Origin of the sequence: Blautia sp. An46 (assembly GCF_002161645.1) — a bacterium.
Taxonomy (GTDB): domain Bacteria; phylum Bacillota; class Clostridia; order Lachnospirales; family Lachnospiraceae; genus Blautia; species Blautia ornithocaccae.
This window is the reverse complement of record NZ_NFIF01000005.1, coordinates 158,715-176,864: the sequence shown is the minus strand read 5'-3', so window position 1 is coordinate 176,864 and position 18,150 is coordinate 158,715. Positions and strand designations below refer to the sequence as shown.

General features: G+C 48.0%; 15 protein-coding genes and 1 pseudogene. 2 read left to right on the top strand and 14 right to left on the bottom strand.

Annotated features, from left to right (window positions below; genetic code table 11):
- The first annotated feature begins 86 nt into the window (after positions 1–86).
- Complete coding sequence (locus tag B5G00_RS06170; RefSeq protein ID WP_087270125.1) at positions 87–1,874, top strand: sensor histidine kinase; 1,788 nt, start codon at positions 87–89, stop codon at positions 1,872–1,874.
- A gap of 4 nt (positions 1,875–1,878) precedes the next feature.
- Positions 1,879–3,405 carry a response regulator transcription factor gene (locus tag B5G00_RS06165; RefSeq protein ID WP_087270122.1) on the top strand — a complete coding sequence of 509 codons (1,527 nt, stop codon included), beginning with the start codon at positions 1,879–1,881 and terminating at the stop codon, positions 3,403–3,405.
- Here the strand turns inward: B5G00_RS06165 and B5G00_RS06160 are convergent.
- From B5G00_RS06160 to B5G00_RS06095, 14 genes and pseudogenes are all read right to left on the bottom strand, one after another.
- Entirely contained in the window at positions 3,365–5,410 is a 2,046-nt protein-coding gene (locus B5G00_RS06160) for an ABC transporter permease (RefSeq protein WP_087270119.1), read from the bottom strand. The two genes, B5G00_RS06165 and B5G00_RS06160, sit on opposite strands and share 41 nt — an antisense overlap.
- Complete coding sequence (locus tag B5G00_RS06155) at positions 5,407–6,168, bottom strand: ABC transporter ATP-binding protein (RefSeq protein ID WP_087270116.1); 762 nt, start codon at positions 6,166–6,168, stop codon at positions 5,407–5,409. The genes B5G00_RS06160 and B5G00_RS06155 overlap by 4 nt, the downstream gene beginning before the upstream one ends.
- Before the next feature lie 90 nt (positions 6,169–6,258).
- On the bottom strand, positions 6,259–7,251 hold the full coding sequence (locus B5G00_RS06150) for a sensor histidine kinase (RefSeq protein ID WP_087270114.1): 993 nt from the start codon (positions 7,249–7,251) through the stop codon (positions 6,259–6,261).
- Between the two features lie 10 nt (positions 7,252–7,261).
- Positions 7,262–7,933 carry a response regulator transcription factor gene (locus B5G00_RS06145; protein WP_087270111.1) on the bottom strand — a complete coding sequence of 224 codons (672 nt, stop codon included), beginning with the start codon at positions 7,931–7,933 and terminating at the stop codon, positions 7,262–7,264.
- 14 nt (positions 7,934–7,947) lie between these two features.
- Positions 7,948–9,537, bottom strand: a complete 1,590-nt coding sequence (locus B5G00_RS06140; RefSeq protein ID WP_087270108.1) for an ABC transporter substrate-binding protein — start codon at positions 9,535–9,537, stop codon at positions 7,948–7,950.
- A gap of 52 nt (positions 9,538–9,589) precedes the next feature.
- On the bottom strand, positions 9,590–10,345 hold the full coding sequence (locus B5G00_RS06135; protein ID WP_087270184.1) for an ABC transporter ATP-binding protein: 756 nt from the start codon (positions 10,343–10,345) through the stop codon (positions 9,590–9,592).
- A 4-nt stretch (positions 10,346–10,349) separates the two neighbouring features.
- Positions 10,350–11,135 (bottom strand): ABC transporter ATP-binding protein, encoded by a 786-nt coding sequence (locus tag B5G00_RS06130; RefSeq protein WP_087270105.1) that lies wholly within the window; start codon positions 11,133–11,135, stop codon positions 10,350–10,352.
- Positions 11,132–11,998 carry a nickel transporter permease gene (nikC, locus tag B5G00_RS06125; RefSeq protein ID WP_242971293.1) on the bottom strand — a complete coding sequence of 289 codons (867 nt, stop codon included), beginning with the start codon at positions 11,996–11,998 and terminating at the stop codon, positions 11,132–11,134. The genes B5G00_RS06130 and nikC overlap by 4 nt, the downstream gene beginning before the upstream one ends.
- Positions 11,998–12,942, bottom strand: a complete 945-nt coding sequence (gene nikB / locus B5G00_RS06120; protein ID WP_087270101.1) for a nickel ABC transporter permease — start codon at positions 12,940–12,942, stop codon at positions 11,998–12,000. The genes nikC and nikB overlap by 1 nt, the downstream gene beginning before the upstream one ends.
- A 93-nt stretch (positions 12,943–13,035) precedes the next feature.
- Complete coding sequence (locus B5G00_RS06115; protein WP_087270098.1) at positions 13,036–13,674, bottom strand: ABC transporter ATP-binding protein; 639 nt, start codon at positions 13,672–13,674, stop codon at positions 13,036–13,038.
- 26 nt (positions 13,675–13,700) lie between these two features.
- Entirely contained in the window at positions 13,701–14,627 is a 927-nt protein-coding gene (locus B5G00_RS06110; protein WP_087270095.1) for an ABC transporter ATP-binding protein, read from the bottom strand.
- 21 nt (positions 14,628–14,648) lie between these two features.
- Positions 14,649–15,473 carry an ABC transporter permease gene (locus B5G00_RS06105; protein WP_087270092.1) on the bottom strand — a complete coding sequence of 275 codons (825 nt, stop codon included), beginning with the start codon at positions 15,471–15,473 and terminating at the stop codon, positions 14,649–14,651.
- Positions 15,470–16,465: an ABC transporter permease gene (locus B5G00_RS06100; RefSeq protein ID WP_087270089.1), complete on the bottom strand. Its 996-nt coding sequence runs from the start codon at positions 16,463–16,465 to the stop codon at positions 15,470–15,472. The genes B5G00_RS06105 and B5G00_RS06100 overlap by 4 nt, the downstream gene beginning before the upstream one ends.
- 24 nt (positions 16,466–16,489) lie before the next feature.
- Positions 16,490–18,139, bottom strand: a pseudogene (locus B5G00_RS06095) (ABC transporter substrate-binding protein).
- Positions 18,140–18,150 lie beyond the last annotated feature (11 nt).

Genomic DNA, 18,150 nt, shown 5'->3' with positions numbered 1-18,150 from the left:
TTTCATTACTTTATTTATTCCCCGGAACTGAAAAGAATTGTGCTTTCTTTTTTCATAATCTATAATTTCAGTGGAGGAAAATACTGATGAACATACGCAAAAACCCCTTTAAAACTCTTGACAGGTGCTTCTATGACCTGAGTCTGAAATACAAAATACTGATTGTTATATTTTCCGGATTTTTTATTCTTTTTCTTTCCGGACTGGCGACTATGGCCTTTACATCCAGATCTTATGAAAAAAGGCTGTATCAGTCTATTGCTGCTTCCATGACCTATGCAGCCTCGGATATCTCCAGTCAGCTTCAGTCTGTGGATTCCATCATAGACTCGATTTTAGCCAGCCAGGTGATCCAGACCAATCTGGAAGAAATGAAAGAATTAGAGCAGGGATCACAGCGGCAGATATACAACACCAGGATCTATAATGAATTATCCGGCTATCTCTTTGCCTTTCAGAATGATTCTATTTCCTATATGTCCATTATCCAGGATCAGGAGATCATTTCCACTTCCCTGTCCTCTTTTATGGAAGTTCCCTACCAGCTCCGCTCCTCCCTGATCGCCAGAGCCCAGAGCCGGGAGGGGGCTACTACTGTGGTACCCGACTTCGGATCCCAGTATGGAATATTTATTGTAAAGGAACTGCGAAAAATCGACAAACTGAGCCTGGAGCCTTTAGGAGTTCTGATCATTTCTCTGAACCCCGCCGCTCTTACTGAGACGGCAGTCAGTTCCCACTCAGATTATGATGATATGTCCTGTCTCCTGTTTGACGGCGATGCTTTGATCTATAATGGAAGCACACTCTCCGACCGTCAGGCAGTGGAACTTTCCAAAGATCTGTCGGGAGATTACGGAATTGAAAAAGCCGGCAAAGAGACCTTATTCGCCGTCCGGGGAAAAATCCCTCTCTATGACTGGGATTATATTTCTACCGTATCGTACAGTTCTGTTTACAAAACCGTCACTTTATCAGGAAGGCTCTTCCTGCTTATTATGGTGGCTGCTCTGGCTGTGGTCAGCTATCTGGCTGTAAAAGTCATACTTGCCATCTTCTATCGCTTTGACCGGCTGATGGAAAATATGAAAAGTTTTGGAGAAGGAAACTACCAGGTGCCGGAGGCGCCCAGAAAATACCAGGAAGATGAAATCGGCCTTCTCTATAAAAATTTTGATTCTATGGTAGAAAAGATCCAGACTCTGATCCAGGAAAATTATGTAAACGAGATTTTAAAAAAGGAAGCCCAGCTAAAAGCTATGGAAAGCCAGATGGATCCTCATTTTCTCTACAATACTCTGGAATCCATTAACTGGAGAGCGAAAATGATCAAGTCCGAAGAAATTTCTCAGATCACCACAGCTCTGGGCAGTCTGCTGCGCTTCTCTCTTGGAAAAAATTCTGAAGATTTTACTCTGGATCAGGAAATGCAGATCGTAAACAACTATATTACCATACAGAAAATCCGCTATCAGCGCCGGCTGGATTTTTCCGCAGATGTGCCTTCCGATCTCCTGGGAGTTTTCATACCCAAATTCACCATTCAGCCTCTGCTGGAAAACGCCATACGGTACGGCCTGGAAGAATCTTCAGAAACCTGCTATATTTCCATTGTCTGCAGGGAAGTCCTGGGGCTGCTGATCATCCGGATCACCAATACCGGATCTTCCTTTGAAGAAAATTGCATGGAGAAACTGCAGAGCGGCGAAATACAGCCTCACGGATTTGGTATCGGTATCCTGAATATCCACCGCAGGCTTCAGCTGACTTACGGAGAGCCCTACGGACTGCTGCTTTATAATATTGAAGATGAAGAAACCTATGAAGAATGTGCGGTAGCTGAGATCCGCATTTCCTGTAAAAAAAAGGAGTAAGAATATGTTAAAACTGCTGATTGTAGATGATGAAGAAATGATCTGCCAGGCTATTGCCAATATTATTGATTGGGAAAAATATGATATCCGGCTTATCGGCACCTGTACCGACGGAGTAGACGCCTATCACACCATTCTGGACGAGTGTCCGGATATTGTTATGACCGATATCCGGATGCCAGGCATTTCAGGACTGGAGCTGATTGAACGGATCAGCCGTACAGATCTTAATACCCAGTTTATCATCTTGTCCGGCTATGGAGAATTTGACTATGCAAAAAGAGCCATGAAATGCGGCGTTCGTCATTATCTGCTGAAGCCCTGCACGGAAGAGCAGATTATTGACTGTATCCAGGATGTAACCAGGGATTATTATCAGGCAGTCTCTGAGCGAGACAGTGAAAAAGGTCCAAACGGAGCTTTACTGAAAGATCTCCATAAAACACTGATCCAGAACATGATCCGGGAAGGCGTATCTTTAATCTCTCTGTCGGATTCTTTTTTTGAGTCCTACGAGCATTATCTGGATCTGACAAATGTCCCTTATCAGTTCTGCTGTGTCTATTATCTGGAAGAAAAAAATCTGGATCTCTGTCTGAAAGAATTCCATACTTTCCGCCAGGAAAGTATGCCGGATACAGAGGTTTACCTCATATATATCAAAAATATTCTTCTGTTTTTCTTTACTAACGGAGAATCCTCCTATGAGGAACTGGATGCTTATTTTCAGTCAGTATCCTTTCCCGGCGAGACCGTTTCCGTTGATTATCAGCGGCAGAAATACCCGGATCTTAAATCTCTGCTGACTATGCTGATCAAAAGAATAAAGCGCTATGACATCATGTATTTCATTGAAGGCACCGGAAAAGTTCCCACCTTTAACTACGGACAGATTGTGGAAAAGATAAACCATCTTGTTCCTCTGCTCTCTGCCGGAAATTCCGAGGAACGTGAAAGCAGTCTGCGGGAGCTGAAAAGCATTCTGACCTCCGTCTCCAACAAGGATTTTCTCCTGCAGCTTGCAGATAATATTATTATTTCCCTGGGAACCCATCTGCCCTCCGGGATCCTTCCTGAGATCACAGATTTCCTTTACAACCTGCACAAAGAAGAAAATATGGCACAAATCCCGGTTCTGGTCCTGGACTATATCCAGAAAGTCATATCCGTTTCTTCTTTCAGTTCCCGGCAGTACAGCCCTTTTATTACGAAACTCATAGACTATATCCAGGAGCATTACAAGAACCCGGATCTGACCTTGAAATGGATCTCGGAAAACTATCTTTACATGAATGTCAGTTATGTCAGCCGCTGCTTTACAAAAGAAACCGGCGAAAAATTTTCCGGTTTTCTTATGAATCTCCGTGTTCAGAAAGCAAAGGAAATCCTGGCTTCCAGCGGAGGCGAAAAAATACAGGATGTTGCCGAGCTGGTTGGCTGCGGAAACACCCCGTATTATTTCAGTAAAATCTTTAAAAAGTGTACGGGGCTTACCCCCTCTGCCTACGTGAAGAAAAACTTCCGCCCCTGACGATCTTATAATAGCTTTTTGACGTCAGCAGATACATCAGCACATACACCAGTCCGAATCCCAGGAAGCATCCTCCGGTGATTCCGATAAGAAGCCACATATTGTGAAGACTGAAAAGCTGCAGCAGCCGGTAGATCATCGGAAAAGCAAAGGCTGTGTGGATCCCCGCCCAGATCAGGGGCATGAAAAACACCGTAAGGACCTGAGAATTGACGCTTTTCCGGATTTCCCTTTCGGTCATGCCTACCTTCTGGAGGATCTCAAATCTGCTCTGGTCTTCATAGCCTTCTGACACCTGCTTATAATACATGATCAGCACCATCCCCAGAAGGAACACGATGCCCAGCAGGATCCCCAGGAAGAACAGTCCTGCATACGTAGAATAAAAATCCATCCGCTCTACCCCTACACACTCTACAGTAGTTCCGGAAAAAGCAGGATCCTGTTCTCCCAGGCTCTGAAGTCCTGCGCTGATCTCCTGGGAAATAAGGCTCTGGGTCTCATCGCTGCAGTCCAGGTCTGTTCCATAGTAATTCCAGAATTCAAACGCTTCCCCGGCCTTAGGATAACTCTGATACATTTCCTCCATCACACTTACGTCCGATACAAAGAGATAGGTGGTAGGGATGATCTGCATGGCGTCTACGCCGTTATCTACAAATTCTACCTGATCCTTGATCTTCCAGGTACCCATTCCTTCCAGGATCAGTTCCTGATAATTTTCCTGCCAGTCTGTCTTTGTATTGCATACCAGGACCTCCTGTCTGTCCAGGGTCTCATCTGTTCCCATGATCCGGTTATAGTCTTCCACAGGTACTACCATGATCTGGCGGACATTTTCATACTCTGTATAAGAAAACTCCCCACTATTTGCGTAGTCCAGGATCATCCTGTTTCCTTCTGCCATGCCGGACATCACCAGCTGCCGGTAGTGAAGGACATTTTCTTCCCGGACACCGTATTTTTCCAAAGCACCCTCTACAATCTGGTTTACCTGGCTTACAACCCCATCTTCCAGAGACGGCGTATTTACCACCAGATTTCTGGGATATCTGGAGCGAAGACTGTCCTCGGTTCCCAGGAACAGACTGACAGTGCCGGACACCATAACCAGGACCATAGTAGACAGAATACAGATGGAGGCCAGGCCGGCGCCGTTCCTCTTCATACGGAACATCATGGAAGACAGCGATACAAAATGGTTTGTCTTATAGTAATATTTTTTGTTCTTTTTCAATACTTTACATAAAGTAACAGAACCAGCCATAAAAAGCAGATAGGTAGCTCCGATCACCATAAGCACCGCCACAAAGAAAAGCCAAATAATGGTAACAGGTTCTTTAACCGTTACAGCCATGCCGTAAGCTGCTCCCAGAAGCACCGCCCCCAGGATTGCCGACAGCCAGTTGGCTCTTGGAGGTCGTTCTCCCAGGCTTTCACTTTTCAGCAGATCCAGAGGTCTGGTCCGGAATATCTGCAGGATCCTATAGGCCAGAAGCAGGAGAAAGATCACCCCATATGTTTTGAGGGTACGGATCAGAATATCAGAGTTTATGGAAAAGGAAAAATCTGCCTTCCCGCCCAGCAGATAGATCATGGCAAGCTGCCCCAGCTTGGAAAAGAGAATCCCTCCCAGAATTCCCCCTCCCAGAGAAGTCCCTGCAGTCATAAGGTTTTCCCAGATCAGTACTACTGCGATGTTTTTCCGGTCCATGCCAAGGACATGGTACAGCCCCAGCTCTTTTTTTCTCCTCTTCATGAGGAAGGAGTTGGTATAAAAAAGAAAGATCACGGAAAAAATGCCCATGACCCCTGTTCCCAGAGACAGAATGATCTGCATCTGCGCTCCTCCCTCCATTTCCCGGATCACAGGATCGCTGGAGAGGAAGCCGATAAGGTAATAGACCATGACTACAAAAATACAGGCCGCCAGATAGGGGAAATAGATTTTCCCGTTTTTTCGGATTCCCTGCCAGGCCAGTCTTGGATAAAGTCTCTTTTTCACAGCTTTTCACCTCCCGCCAGGGCAGTGAGCGTATTGGATATTTTCTCATACATTTCCTGATTGGTGCTGTTTCCCCGGTAAAGCTGATGAAAAACCTCCCCGTCCTTGATAAAGAGAACTCTCCCTGCCCGGCTGGCGGCTTTAACAGAATGGGTCACCATAAGAATGGTATGCCCTTCGGCATGTATGGCAGAGAACAGGTCCAAAAGTTCCTCTGTAGATCGGGAGTCCAGGGCTCCTGTAGGCTCATCCGCCAGGATCAGCCGGGGATTGGTGATCAGCGCTCTGGCCACTGCCGCCCGCTGTTTCTGTCCGCCGGAGATTTCATAGGGATATTTCTCCAGTATGTCTGCAATTCCCAGCTTCCGGGCTACAGAAAGGCTCTTTGCTTCCATTTCCCGGTAGTGTTTTCCTTCCAGTACCAGAGGCAGATAAATATTGTCCCGGACAGAAAAAGTATCCAGAAGGTTAAAATCCTGGAATACAAATCCCAGATTATCTCTCCGGAAACCGGACAGCTCCTTATCCTTCAGCTTGGTAATATCCCGTCCGTCCAGGAGCACGGTACCGTAACTGGGCCGGTCCAGAGCTGCCAGGATATTCAGCAGAGTCGTCTTTCCGGAACCGGATTCGCCCATCACTGCTGCGTATTCTCCGTTTTCCACAGTAAAATTTACGTTTTTTAACGCCCGCACCTGACTGCCGCCGAAACGGGTGGTATAGGTTTTTTTTAGATTTATCACTTCTAATATCGCCATGTTGTTTCCTCCTTGTTTTTTACAAGGCCATTATAGCAATTAAGGGAAATGTGCCGCCATCGATTCAGCTTACATTTCCCTGTTATGGTCTTACATTTTTGTAAGACGCCTCTTAAGATCTATATAAATTGCAGTGCCCTCTCCCACAGAGGAAGAGGCCCAGATCCGGTACCCCAGATTGCTGCAGATCCGGCGGCAGAGATACAGGCCAAGGCCGCTGGCTTTTTTGTCGCTTCTGCCGTTATAGCCGGTATAGCCCTTTTCAAAGATCCTGGGAATATCCTCCGGGGCAATGCCGATACCGTTATCACGGATACAGAGAATCTGTTCTTTTTCTCTTTCTATAGAAACTTTTCCCTGGGACCTGGTATATTTTAAACTGTTTGAAAGTACCTGTTCAATAACAAAAAGAAGCCATTTCTCATCGGTAACTACCTTCCAGTCCATTGGCTCATATTCCAGCCGGATCTTCTTCTGGATAAAAGAAGAGGAAAACTTCCGCACTGCCTGGCGGAGGATCTGATCCATCTCACACTCTTCAAAAACGTAATCTGTTGTCTCAGAATCCAGCCGGAGATAGCACATGGCCATATCCACATACTGATCGATCCGGACTACCTCTCCCCGTACTTCTCTGGCCAGGGTACTGTCTTCATTTTCCAGGCTCAGCTTTAATGCGGCAATAGGGGTTTTCACCTGGTGGGCCCACATGGTATAGTAATCGCTCATATCCTGGTACCGGCGGTTTTGCCTGTCCTGGGTATCTTTCTCCTTTTCCCAAAGTCTGGCGATCAGATCCTGATAATCCTGTTCCAGAAGGCCTTCCGGTACCGGCAGGAGTTCTGCACCGGTTATCTCCTGCTGCTCTCCCATCTGTCTCAGTTCCCGGTGCTTTTTCCGGAATCTCAGGTAATCCGGCACTGCCAGGACCAGACCAAAAAACAAACAGAGCACTGCCCCGTAAGCCCAGGCTGCCGGCGGCAGCCTGTAGAAAAACAAAAGGACAAAAAACACTGCCATAGCTATAAAATAAAAGGCCGCAGTTCTTTTGTGCTGTTTTATATATGCAGTCAAAACTTTCATACCGCTCTCCTTATCCGATCAGATACCCCATGCCAATTTTGGTGGTAATAAAATCTGTCAGGCCTGCCTTCTCCAGCTTTTTCCGCAGACGGTTTACATTCACGCTTAAAGTATTTTCATCTACAAAACTGTCGCTTTCCCAGAGTTTCTCCATAAGCCGCTCCCGACTGATGATCTTTCCCTTGTTTTCCAGAAGGGTCTGAAGGATCCGGTACTCGTTTTTTGTCAGATCGATCTTTTCCCCTTCATAGGATAGAGAAGCGTCTGCCATATTTAAAACAGCGCCTTTATGTTCCAGAAAAGTCTGCTCTCCTCCGTAGTCATAAGTTCTCCTCAGCACAGCCTGGATCTTGGCGGTCATCACCATCTGGTCAAAAGGCTTGGCAATAAAGTCATCCCCGCCCATCTGCATGGCCATAACAATATTCATGTTATCTGAGGCGGAAGAGATAAAGATCACCGGCACCCGGGAAATCTTCCGGATCTCCTGGCACCAGTAATAGCCATTGTAAAAAGGCAGAGAAATATCCAGCAGGACCAGATGAGGGTGATAGTCAGAAAATTCCTCCATGATCTTTTCAAAATCTGAGGCACACCGGGCTTCCAGGTTCCAGGACTCCATCTGCTTCTGGATCCCCCGGGCGATCCCCGGATCATCTTCTATGATAAATATACGGTACATATGATTAGCCCCTTTTAATTTTTATCCAGATCCACGGTTATCTCATAATAGTCACAGGGATGAGCCTCCAGACCTGTGACCCCTTCTCCTGAAACAATAGACATCCGCAGATGGGAAGCAAAGATAAAAGCATTGTCGTCCAGAATCGTCTGAGTCATTTCCACAGCCAGAGAAGCTCTCTCTTCTGCGTCAAAAGTAGTGCTCATCTGGGCTTCCAGCTCTTCCAGTCTGTCACTGTGATATCCCCCTCTGTTGTGGGTGGAAGAATCCAGGCAGTGGGTGGTAAAGAAGTATTCCGGATCTCCTGTAGGTGCGCAGACAAAGGCACTGGCGTAGATGTCCCACTCGCCGGTTTCAATAACATCCAGATGATTTGCCGTACTGTTTACTTCAACGTCAATGCCAATCTCTCCCAGAGTTGCCTGAACGCTTTCTGCCAGAAGGGGCAGTTCCTGACGGCTGGGATAAGTAAGCCAGCGAATAGTCAGGTTCTCTCCGTCCTTGTCCACATAACCGTCTCCGTCCGTATCTGTCCATCCTGCTTCCGCCAGAAGTTCTTTAGCCCTGTCCGGATCATATTCCGGTGCGGTAACTGCATCGTCCCCAAAAGTAAAGTTTGACGGGAAAGGGCCTACAGCGGCGGAACCGTTGCCTTCCATCAGTACCTCTGTAAAGCTTTCTTTGTCAATGCCGCAGGCAATGGCTTCTCTTACTCTTTCGTCCTGGAGAGCCTCTGTGGCATAATTCATCTGTGCAAAGAAAGATCTGGAGGTTTCTACAGAAGAAATCGTATAGGGCTCTTCTGAGAACAGGGACAAACTGGAGTAAGGAAGACCGTAAGCCGCATCCAGCTCTCCTGACTGAAGAGCCATAGTAAGGGTATCTCCATCACTGATGGTCTGTACATATATGGTGTCCAGATTCGGCATCCCATCCCAGTAATTTTCATTTTTTACCAAAGTCAGTCCCTGATCTGTAACCACTTCTGTGGCAATATATGGACCGGTGCCCACTACGTTTCCGTCATCAGTAATGCCGGCTTCCATATCAATAATGCAGCCGTAGGGATCGGCCAGATAATTCATCAGGGCCGGTACCGGCTCCGTAGTCCTGATAGTCAGAGTCATCCCGTCTGCTGTGATCTCCTGGATCTTCAGATTCCCTTTAGCTCTCTCATGAACCTCCACCAGATGCTCCAGGCATTCCTTCACGGCCTGGGCATCCAGTTCCCTGCCGCTGGTGAAGGTTACCCCGTCTCTCAGGGTAATCCTCCAGGTATTTTCATCTACATTCTCATATTCTGTGGCCAGCCAGGGCTCCAGCTCCATGGTATCGGAATAGCGGAATAAGGTTTCCCCTATGCCATAGCGGATACAGGCCCAGCCTGAATATCCGTTGTGAGGGTTCACATCAGACTCGTCATTTTCCGCATTAAAAGTGGTGTCTCCGTAATAAAAAACTTTTTCTCCTGAAGAGGACTCAGACTGTGATCTATCCTGGCTGTCCTCCTCCCCGGAAGAACCGCAGCCTGCCAGCAGTCCGGCGCTCATAGTCAGCGCCAGAACAGCACCCCACGCCTTTTTCCATATGTTTTTTGGTTTCATTTTTTCTCCTTTCCTGATAATCCTTCCGCTGATTTTTGCAAAACTTTGGACTTTAAAATACAGAATCTATAAGGCTCTTTGTATATTCTTCCCGGGGATGCCGTATCACCTCATCTGTCATACCCGTTTCTATAATACTGCCTTTATACATCACCAGGACTCTCTGGCAGAGCTTCTGCACCAGAGCCAGGTCATGACAGATCAGAAGGATAGACAGTCCTCTATCTCTCTGAAGTCTGCTGAGCAGATCCATAATCTGGGCCTGTATGGTAACGTCCAAAGCGCTGGTAGCCTCATCACAGATCAGAATCCTGGGATCTACAGCCAGAGCTCTGGCTATGGCCGCTCTCTGACACTGCCCGCCGCTTACCTCATGGGGATATCTGGAAACAAAACTTTTGTCCAGTTCTGCCAGTTCCAGAAGCTCATACATCCTTTTTCTGGCGTCTTTCCGTTTCATGCCGTGATTGCGCATGCTCTCCATGATCCCGTCTCCCAAAGTACAGCGGGGATCAAAGGAATCCTGGGGAATCTGGAAAATCATCTGCATCTTTGTATACAGCTCTTTTTTCTTTTTCCCTTTCTGTCCCAGGATTTCCTCTCCGTCCAGACGGATACTGCCGCTGTCCGGCTCCAAAAGCCGGGTGATCATCTTTGCTGTAGTACTTTTTCCGCATCCGCTTTCTCCTACAAGCCCCAGACATTCGCCTCTGTTCAGAGTAAAGCTGATCTCATTTACTGCTGTAAAGGGCGTTTTATTCTTATAAAATGTTTTTTTCAGATTTGTTACTTCCAATATTTTTTCCATAGCTTTATCCTCTGTCCAGCCGGGGAACCGCACCGATAAGCTTCCTGGTATAGGGTTCCCGGGGATGGCGGATCACATCTTCTTTCCTGCCGTATTCTACCAGCTTTCCCTGATACATGACAGCCACTTTATCCGCCATATATTCTACAACGCCGATGTTATGGGTAACAATGGCAATGGCTGTCCCATAGAGCTCCCGCATTTTCATCATCTCTTTCACCACCTGGGCCTGGACAGTAACGTCCAGGGCACTGGTAGGCTCATCGGCCAACAGAAGCCGGGGATTTGGCACCATGGCCATCATGATCCCCACTCTCTGATTCATTCCTCCTGACAGTTCAAAGGGATAACTTTTCAGGATTCTTTCTCCGTCTGTAAGACGCATAGTCTCAAATAATTTCAGGGCCCTTTCTTTAATCTCTTTACGGCAGATCTTTTCATGTTCCAGAACACTTTCATAAAGCTGGTCCTCAATGGTCCGGATCGGGCACATGGAGGCCCCTGTGTTCTGAAAAATCATGCCCATTTCAGGTCCCCGGAGCTTTCGGAGTTCATTTTCTCTGCTGTCGGTGACATTCTGTCCTTTATAGTAAATATCGCCTCTGGTCACGGCTCCGGAGTTTTCCAGCAGCCCCATAGCCGCCTTGAGCACCGTGCTTTTTCCGCTGCCGGATTCTCCTACTATTCCAAGGATCTCTCCTGGTGCCATCTGAAGAGACAGATCCTGGACTACCGGCTTTCCTCCGTAACTGATGTCTACATGCTGCATATCTAATAATGGCTGTGTCATGATCTGTTCCTCCTGCTCTGTCTGGGATCTAATATATCCCTTACGGTATCTCCCAGAAGGTTAAAGACCATAACCGTAAGAAAAATAGCGCAGCCGGGAGCCAGGATCACCCATGGAGACGTCTGGAGCATACTTCTTCCATTGCTCATCATGGAACCCCACTCTGCAGTAGGCGGCGTAGCTCCCAGACCCAGAAACGACAGTCCGGCGATTTCCATCATCATGGTCCCGATATCCAGAACCGCCGTTACGATCACCGGACCGACGATATTGGGGACAATATGTTTTAAGATGATCTTCCCTGTCCCGGAACCTGCCAGCCGGGCCGCCGAAATATAGGGCGCATTCTTTATAGTCAGCACCTGACTTCTGGCAATCCTTGCATATTTTGGCCAGGATATAAAGGCCAGGGCTGCTACGGCGTTCATGATGCCTCCGCTCATGACACTGGCTGCGGCAATGGCAAAGACCATTCCCGGAAAGGCCAGGAAAATATCTGAGAGACGCATGAGAAAGGAATCCAGCTTTCCCTGGCAGTAGCCGCAGAGAATCCCCACGATGCTTCCTGCAACTGTGATGATCACCACCAGAAGCACCGCTGAAGAAATAGAGGATCTGGCTCCCATGATCACCCTGGAGAGCATATCTCTTCCGTACCGGTCTGTCCCCAGCAGATATTCCCTGCATGGAGCCAGAAGGGCATTGCCAAGGTCCTGTTCATAAGGATCATAGGGCGTTATATAAGGCGCAAAGACTGCCACCAGAATGAGCAGAAGAGTCAATGCGCCGTAAACGGCCAGTTTTATCTTTGTATAGTCTTTTTTTATTTTCTGTTTTCTTACAGTAATCTTCTTTTCTTCCACTATGCTTCCTCCTGTCCCAGACGGATCCTTGGATCAAGATAATGATAGATCAGATCTGTGATCAGATTCACTACCACATAAATGACCGCCATCCAGATCACGTAGGCCTGTATGATGGGATAATCCCTCATGGTGATGGCGTCTACCGCCATTTTCCCCACCCCGTCCCACATAAAGATGGATTCTACAATGGCCGTTCCTCCCAGAAGGGATCCGATGGACAGGGCCAGCAGGGTAACGATAGTGAGCATGGAGGCTTTCAGCACACTGAAAGTCAATATCTTATTCTCACGGATCCCCCGTGCTCTGGCGCCCTGCACATAGTCCTTGTTCAATTCTTCCAGAACCGTGGCTCTTACCTGCCGGGTATATTTGGAGGACATGGCTATGGCAAGAGTCAGGGTTGGAAGGATAATGCTTTTCCATCCGCTGTTATTTCCCATTACAGGAAGGAGCTTCAACTTCAGGGAAAAGAAATAGATCAGCAGCAGAGACACAAAAAAGTTCGGCAGGGAATTCCCGATGAAACTCAAAAACCGTATCAGATAATCCAGAAATTTATTTTGTTTTACTGCTGACAGGATTCCCAGAGGTATAGAGATTAATACGGTCAGAAAGATGGACGTGACCGTCAGGTAGATCGTCGCCGGAAGTTTTGATATAAATGTATCGAATACATCTTTCCCGGATACAAAAGATTCTCCCATATCTCCTCTCAGTACATTACCCAGCCAGATAACATACTGCTGAGCCAGAGGCTTGTCCAGGCCCATCTCCTGGCGGAGCTGATCTTTTTCTTCTTCTGACATGACCACGCCCTGATTGCTTTCCATGGTATCGATCACGTCTGTAGTACCTATATTCGTCAGAATGAAGGACAGCAGGGTAATGCCCAGGAGAATCGGGATTAATTGTATAAATCGTCTTATTGCGTATTTTTTCATTCTTTACCACCCTTATCAGCTTTGTAAATTCACTTTTTAAAGTATAAAACCTTCAAAAAATTCTCACAAGCCCCATGGGGGGTTGTTTTTTATTTAAGAGGGGGCCTGCCCACTTTGTTCTCCCTTTTCCTCTTCCAGAGGTATGATCCTGGTACATACCCGGTCCAGCAGTTCCGAATCGTGGCTGACTACGATCAGTCCGATTTTCCGCTTCTCTGCCTCTTTCAGCAAAAAGTGCCATATCTGACTCTGGGTGATCAGGTCCAGCATAGTCGTGCTCTCATCCGCCAGCAAAAATCTGGTCCTCTTTCCCAGGGCCCTGGCAATACTGAACCGCTGCAGCTCTCCCCCGGACAATTCTGCAGGGAAACGATTCATCCAGTCTTCTTCTATCCCAAGTTCCCGAAGGATTCTTTCTTCTATCTGATCTCCCTCCCGGATGGCTTCTTTGACCCGCAGTCTGGGATTCAGGGCAAACTCCGGCTGCTGCCAGATCATCTGCACCGGACAGTAGCCTCCATAGGAGGATATAGGCTTTCCGTCCAGAAGGATTTCCCCCTGATCCGGCTCCAGGTATCCGGAAAGAAGCTTGCACAAAGTGGTTTTCCCATATCCGCTTGGTGCGGCCAGCCCTACCCGCTCTGTGTTTTCTACAGTCAGGCTGAAGTCCTTCAGGATTTTTCTCCCTTTCTTTGTATATTGATAAGAAAGATTCTTGACTTCCAGTTTCATCTTATTTCCACCTTTCCGCCTGGATTTTATTGGGCATACAGACAGCGGACCTTTCCGCCTCTTACTTCCCGGTAGGGGATTTCTCCTCTGCAGGCCTCCTGGCACTGGCTGCATCTGGGGCTGAAGATACACCCTTTGGGAAGGTTTTTCACATAAGGCTGGCTTCCTTCAATATATTGAAATCCATGCCTGGGCATAGCCCTCCATAAGGCTTTCGTATAGGGGTGCCGAAGGTTCTCTTCTCTCTGGAAGTCTTCTGCCCTGGCCTCCTCAATAGTGGTTCCCCCGTAAAATACCGCAATCCGGTCCACGGTCTCCAGAGCCAGTTCCAGATCATGGGTGATCACCAGAACGGCAGCGCCCATGTCCGCCAGATTTCGGAAATGTTCCATGGCACGTTTTGCTGTTTTCTTATCCAGACCCGGAGTAGGTTCGTCAGCGATGACCAGTCTGGGTTCTTCCATCACTGCCGTAGAGATCAGCACTCTCCGGTTCATCCCTCCGGACAGCTCAAAAGGATAAAGCTCCTCTGTCTTTTCTTCCAGATCGTAACGTCTGAAAATAGCTTTCAGCTTCTCTTGGGACGCCGGATCTTTTTTCCCTTTCCGTATCTGAGGTCCGATCTTCATCAGGGGATTCAGGGAAGAAATGCTCTGGGGTACCATAACGATTTCCTTTCCTCTGAGTTTTTCTATCCTTTCTTTGGTAAGTTTCTCTCCCAGATACTGGATATCTCCTCCCATACGGGCGTTATAGGGCAGAACTCCCATTACCCCATGGGCCAGGAGACTTTTCCCGGATCCGCTGGAGCCTACCACCGCTACCACTTCTCCTCTTCGGACTTCTACGTCCAGGTTCCGGATGACCGGGAGTTCTGTCTGATGCATTCCTCTGTCATACTGGGTAAAAACAATATTCATATGTTCGATTTTCAGGACTGTCTCTTTTTCCATGCTTTTCTCCTCCTGGCTTCTTTACTGATGGATACTTCCGGGATCCAGCATTTTCCTCAGGCTCTCTCCCAGGATATAGAATAGTACCACGGTAAATACCAGCAAAAGCCCGGGAAATAAAGCCAGCCACCATTTTCCTGTGATCAGGTACTGCATGGCCTCTGAAAGTACGATACCAATGGCCGGCTGCTCCGTAGACAGGCCGAATCCCAGAAAAGTAATGCTGGACTCATGAAGGATCGCATGGGGAAACATCAGTGCCAGGCCTACGATAAACTGAGGCACAAGATGAGGCAGCATATGTTTCCTGGCAATATACCAGCTGCTCTTCCCCAGTTTGCGGGAAATCTGGATATAAGGGCTCTCCCTGAGCTGGATCACTTCCGCCCGTATCAGTCTGGCCAGGGAAGGCCAGTGTGTAAGGGCCACGCCTATGACCACGCCTTTCAGCCCCTTGCCCAAAGCTACTGAGATCAGTATCAGCAGCAGCATATGAGGGATTCCCATGATCAGGTCAATGCAGAAACTGATGACCGTATCCACCGTCTTTCCCATAGCAGCCGATGCAATTCCCAGGATAAGGGCCACCAACCCACTGACTACGGCAGCCAAAATACCGATTAATATACTGATAGAAAGGCCTTTCAGCGTCCTTGCCAGCATATCCCTTCCCAGCCAGTCGGTGCCGAAAATATATTCCAGGCAGGGGGCTATATTCTTCCTGGAAAAATCTGTCACCCTGGCTTCTTCTGTGCTCATGCTTCCCCATATGCAGATTACTGCCAGAAAAACAACAGAAAAGCCCAGTCCTATCAGAATTCTCTGTCTCCGGTTCCACATCTTCATTTTACCTTACCCCCTCTCCGGATCCTGGGATCAATAAGTCCGTAAAGTATATTGGCCGCCAGGTTTCCTCCAAAGACAAAAAGGGCGCTGACAATGGTAATCGCCATCAGCAGAGGCATATCGCTCCCAAGGCCGGCAGCTACCGCCGCCTGTCCCAGACCCGGATAGGAAAATACCTGTTCCACAAGCACAGAGCCTCCGAATATCTCACTGATGGAGGCAAACTGGAGGGTAATGGCAGGCAGGAGCACGTTCCGGAACCCGTAATATTTAAACAGGCGCCATCCTTTCTCCCCCCGCATCCTGGCAAACAAAACATAATCGCTTTCCATGATATCCGCCATTTTTTCCCGGGTGTGCAGGGCGATGTTGGAGACACCTGTAATGCTTAAGATCAGCGCCGGGAGTATGGCATGATAGATCCGGTCTGCCAGGGTCACTCCGCTGGCTTCCACTCCGATAGGCACGCTGAGGCCAATGGGAAACAGCCGAAGCCATACTCCGAAAACAAGCAGGAGCAGCAGCGCCAGCCAGAATGCCGGCGTACTGGAAATCACCAGACAGTATCCCTGGATTGCTTTATCTATCAGTTTCCCCCGGTTCATACCTGCCACTACACCCAGAAAAAGGCCCAGGATCCCGGAAATCACCCAGGCTGCGCTCATAAGGAACAGAGAATTAGATAATTTTACTCCGATCACTTCTGTTACAGGCTGCCGGTATAAAAGGGAAATCCCCATATCTCCCCGGACAAAATCCTTCGCCCAGGAAATATACTGCTGGGCCGGCGGCGTATGAACGCCCCAGTATTCCTCCAGTTTTTCTCTCTGTTCCTGACTCATGGACCCAAGGGCTGCCTGCCCTACGTTCGCCTGAAGAGGGTCCACCGGGGAGGCTTTCATTAATCCAAAAGTCATCATGCTGATACCGATGGTCAGCAGGATAATTTTCAAAATATTTTTTGCAAGAAATTTCGGCCAGCTTCCTTCCATTGCTCCCTCCTTCTGTATTTTCCCTTATTCCCAGGACCACTGGTCCACATTGTTTACAATGGACCATCCATGTCCATGAGGATGTATCTTCTGTTCTGCAATCTGAAGTCCGTCTCTGACAAAATAAAGATGATCAATATTGCACAGCCAGATCCAGGGGATATCTCCCTCCTGGGTAATACCGGTGGTTCCATCCCACTGGGCTTTCTGCCACAGGTCATAAGACTCTTCCAGAGAAGACGCCGCCAAAGCCTGATCCATGTACCTGTCTACTGTTTCATTGGCATAAGGAGAATATTCTGCCTGTCCGATTCCTGTATCGGGGAGCGTATGGTAAATATTATAAAGTTCCATAGGCGTATGGGCTCCCCAGCCCCACATAAGAGGCTCTGATTCTGCCCGGTCATAAGCCACATCCCAGCCTACTCCTTCGGTGGTCACTTCAATTCCCAGTTCCCGGAGCTGATTGGCCGTATCTTCCGCCAAAGCCTGGCGTACAGAATCTCTATTGCTGAACATCAGAGTGAATTCCGCCCTTACTCCATCCTTCTTGCGGATTCCGTCAGTACCTTTCTTCCAGCCGGCGTCCTCTAAGATCTTCTTTGCTTCTTCCGGGTCATATTCTACTTCGCTTTCCGGATTATACCAGGGCATCTTGTCGCATACACTATAGGCAGCGGTTCCATAGCCGTTTAATACATTGTCTATCATCTCCTGGCGGTCAATGCCGATATTGATGGCTCTTCTTACATTTACATCTGAGGTAAATTCATTTCCATAGGTAACGCCGTCTTTTTCCTGAGGCGTACTGCATGGCAGGTTAAAACCTCTGTTATCTACGGTCTGCACACTGAAAAGCTCATATCCCTCCACGCTCTGGTCGCTGTAAGAAGCCGCCGTATGGGCTACGTCTACCTCTCCGGCCATAGCCGCAGCCAGGGCTGCGTCTTCCTCCATAAAGAGAACTGTCAGCTTTTTGATTTTCGGCTCCTCTCCGTAATAATCTGGATTTTCCTCAAAAATCACCTGCTGTCCTTTGTCCCACTGCTTCATGATGTAACGGCCAGAACCTATGGGGTTCTGTCCATAATTTTCATCATAGGCATGTTCCGGAACGATTCCTACGATAGCCATGGTATAAGGCTAGATGGAATAGGGCCTGGTCATATGGAACTCTACTGTAGTATCGTCTACGGCCACAGCTTCTTCCAGCATGGTAAAGTCATTTACTGAACTTTTTTCTTTACAGTTATTGTAAGTAAAGGCTACATCCCGGGCGGTAAGGGGCTCCCCGTCTGTAAATTTTACATCGTCCCGGATGGTCACTGTCCAGGTCATACCATCTTCGCTGACACTGTAATCTGCGGCCAGATCCTTATCCATCTGCAGATCCTGGGTAGTAACCGTCAGCGTACTCTGGATCAGAGGTTCGTGAACGTGTTCTCCGGCCCCCCAGCCAAAAGCCGGGTCAAAGCCGGATTCCGGTTCTGAAGTTGCGGGCATAGTAACCACTACTTCTTCCTTCTGGGTATTCTCCTCTGCTGCACCTCCGGCTGTTTCTTCCTGTGCAGATGTCTCCCTTCCAGCATCTGATTCAGCCCCCTGACTGCAGCCTGACAAAAGTCCGACGCTTACAGCAAGGGTGCATAAAGCAGCAATGAGTTTCTTTTTCATACATTTTCTCC

Excerpts from the sequence above, each read along its gene's own strand:
- B5G00_RS06110 (WP_087270095.1), bottom strand. The coding sequence starts at position 14,627 with ATGGAAAAAGAGACAGTCCTGAAAATCGAACATATGAATATTGTTTTT.
- B5G00_RS06165 (WP_087270122.1), top strand. The coding sequence starts at position 1,879 with ATGTTAAAACTGCTGATTGTAGATGATGAAGAAATGATCTGCCAGGCT.
- B5G00_RS06155 (WP_087270116.1), bottom strand. The coding sequence starts at position 6,168 with ATGGCGATATTAGAAGTGATAAATCTAAAAAAAACCTATACCACCCGT.
- B5G00_RS06130 (WP_087270105.1), bottom strand. The coding sequence starts at position 11,135 with ATGACACAGCCATTATTAGATATGCAGCATGTAGACATCAGTTACGGA.
- B5G00_RS06135 (WP_087270184.1), bottom strand. The coding sequence starts at position 10,345 with ATGGAAAAAATATTGGAAGTAACAAATCTGAAAAAAACATTTTATAAG.
- B5G00_RS06115 (WP_087270098.1), bottom strand. The coding sequence starts at position 13,674 with ATGAAACTGGAAGTCAAGAATCTTTCTTATCAATATACAAAGAAAGGG.
- B5G00_RS06150 (WP_087270114.1), bottom strand. The coding sequence starts at position 7,251 with ATGAAAGTTTTGACTGCATATATAAAACAGCACAAAAGAACTGCGGCC.
- B5G00_RS06105 (WP_087270092.1), bottom strand. The coding sequence starts at position 15,473 with ATGAAGATGTGGAACCGGAGACAGAGAATTCTGATAGGACTGGGCTTT.
- nikB (WP_087270101.1), bottom strand. The coding sequence starts at position 12,942 with ATGAAAAAATACGCAATAAGACGATTTATACAATTAATCCCGATTCTC.
- B5G00_RS06145 (WP_087270111.1), bottom strand. The coding sequence starts at position 7,933 with ATGTACCGTATATTTATCATAGAAGATGATCCGGGGATCGCCCGGGGG.
- B5G00_RS06140 (WP_087270108.1), bottom strand. The coding sequence starts at position 9,537 with ATGAAACCAAAAAACATATGGAAAAAGGCGTGGGGTGCTGTTCTGGCG.
- B5G00_RS06100 (WP_087270089.1), bottom strand. The coding sequence starts at position 16,465 with ATGGAAGGAAGCTGGCCGAAATTTCTTGCAAAAAATATTTTGAAAATT.
- B5G00_RS06170 (WP_087270125.1), top strand. The coding sequence starts at position 87 with ATGAACATACGCAAAAACCCCTTTAAAACTCTTGACAGGTGCTTCTAT.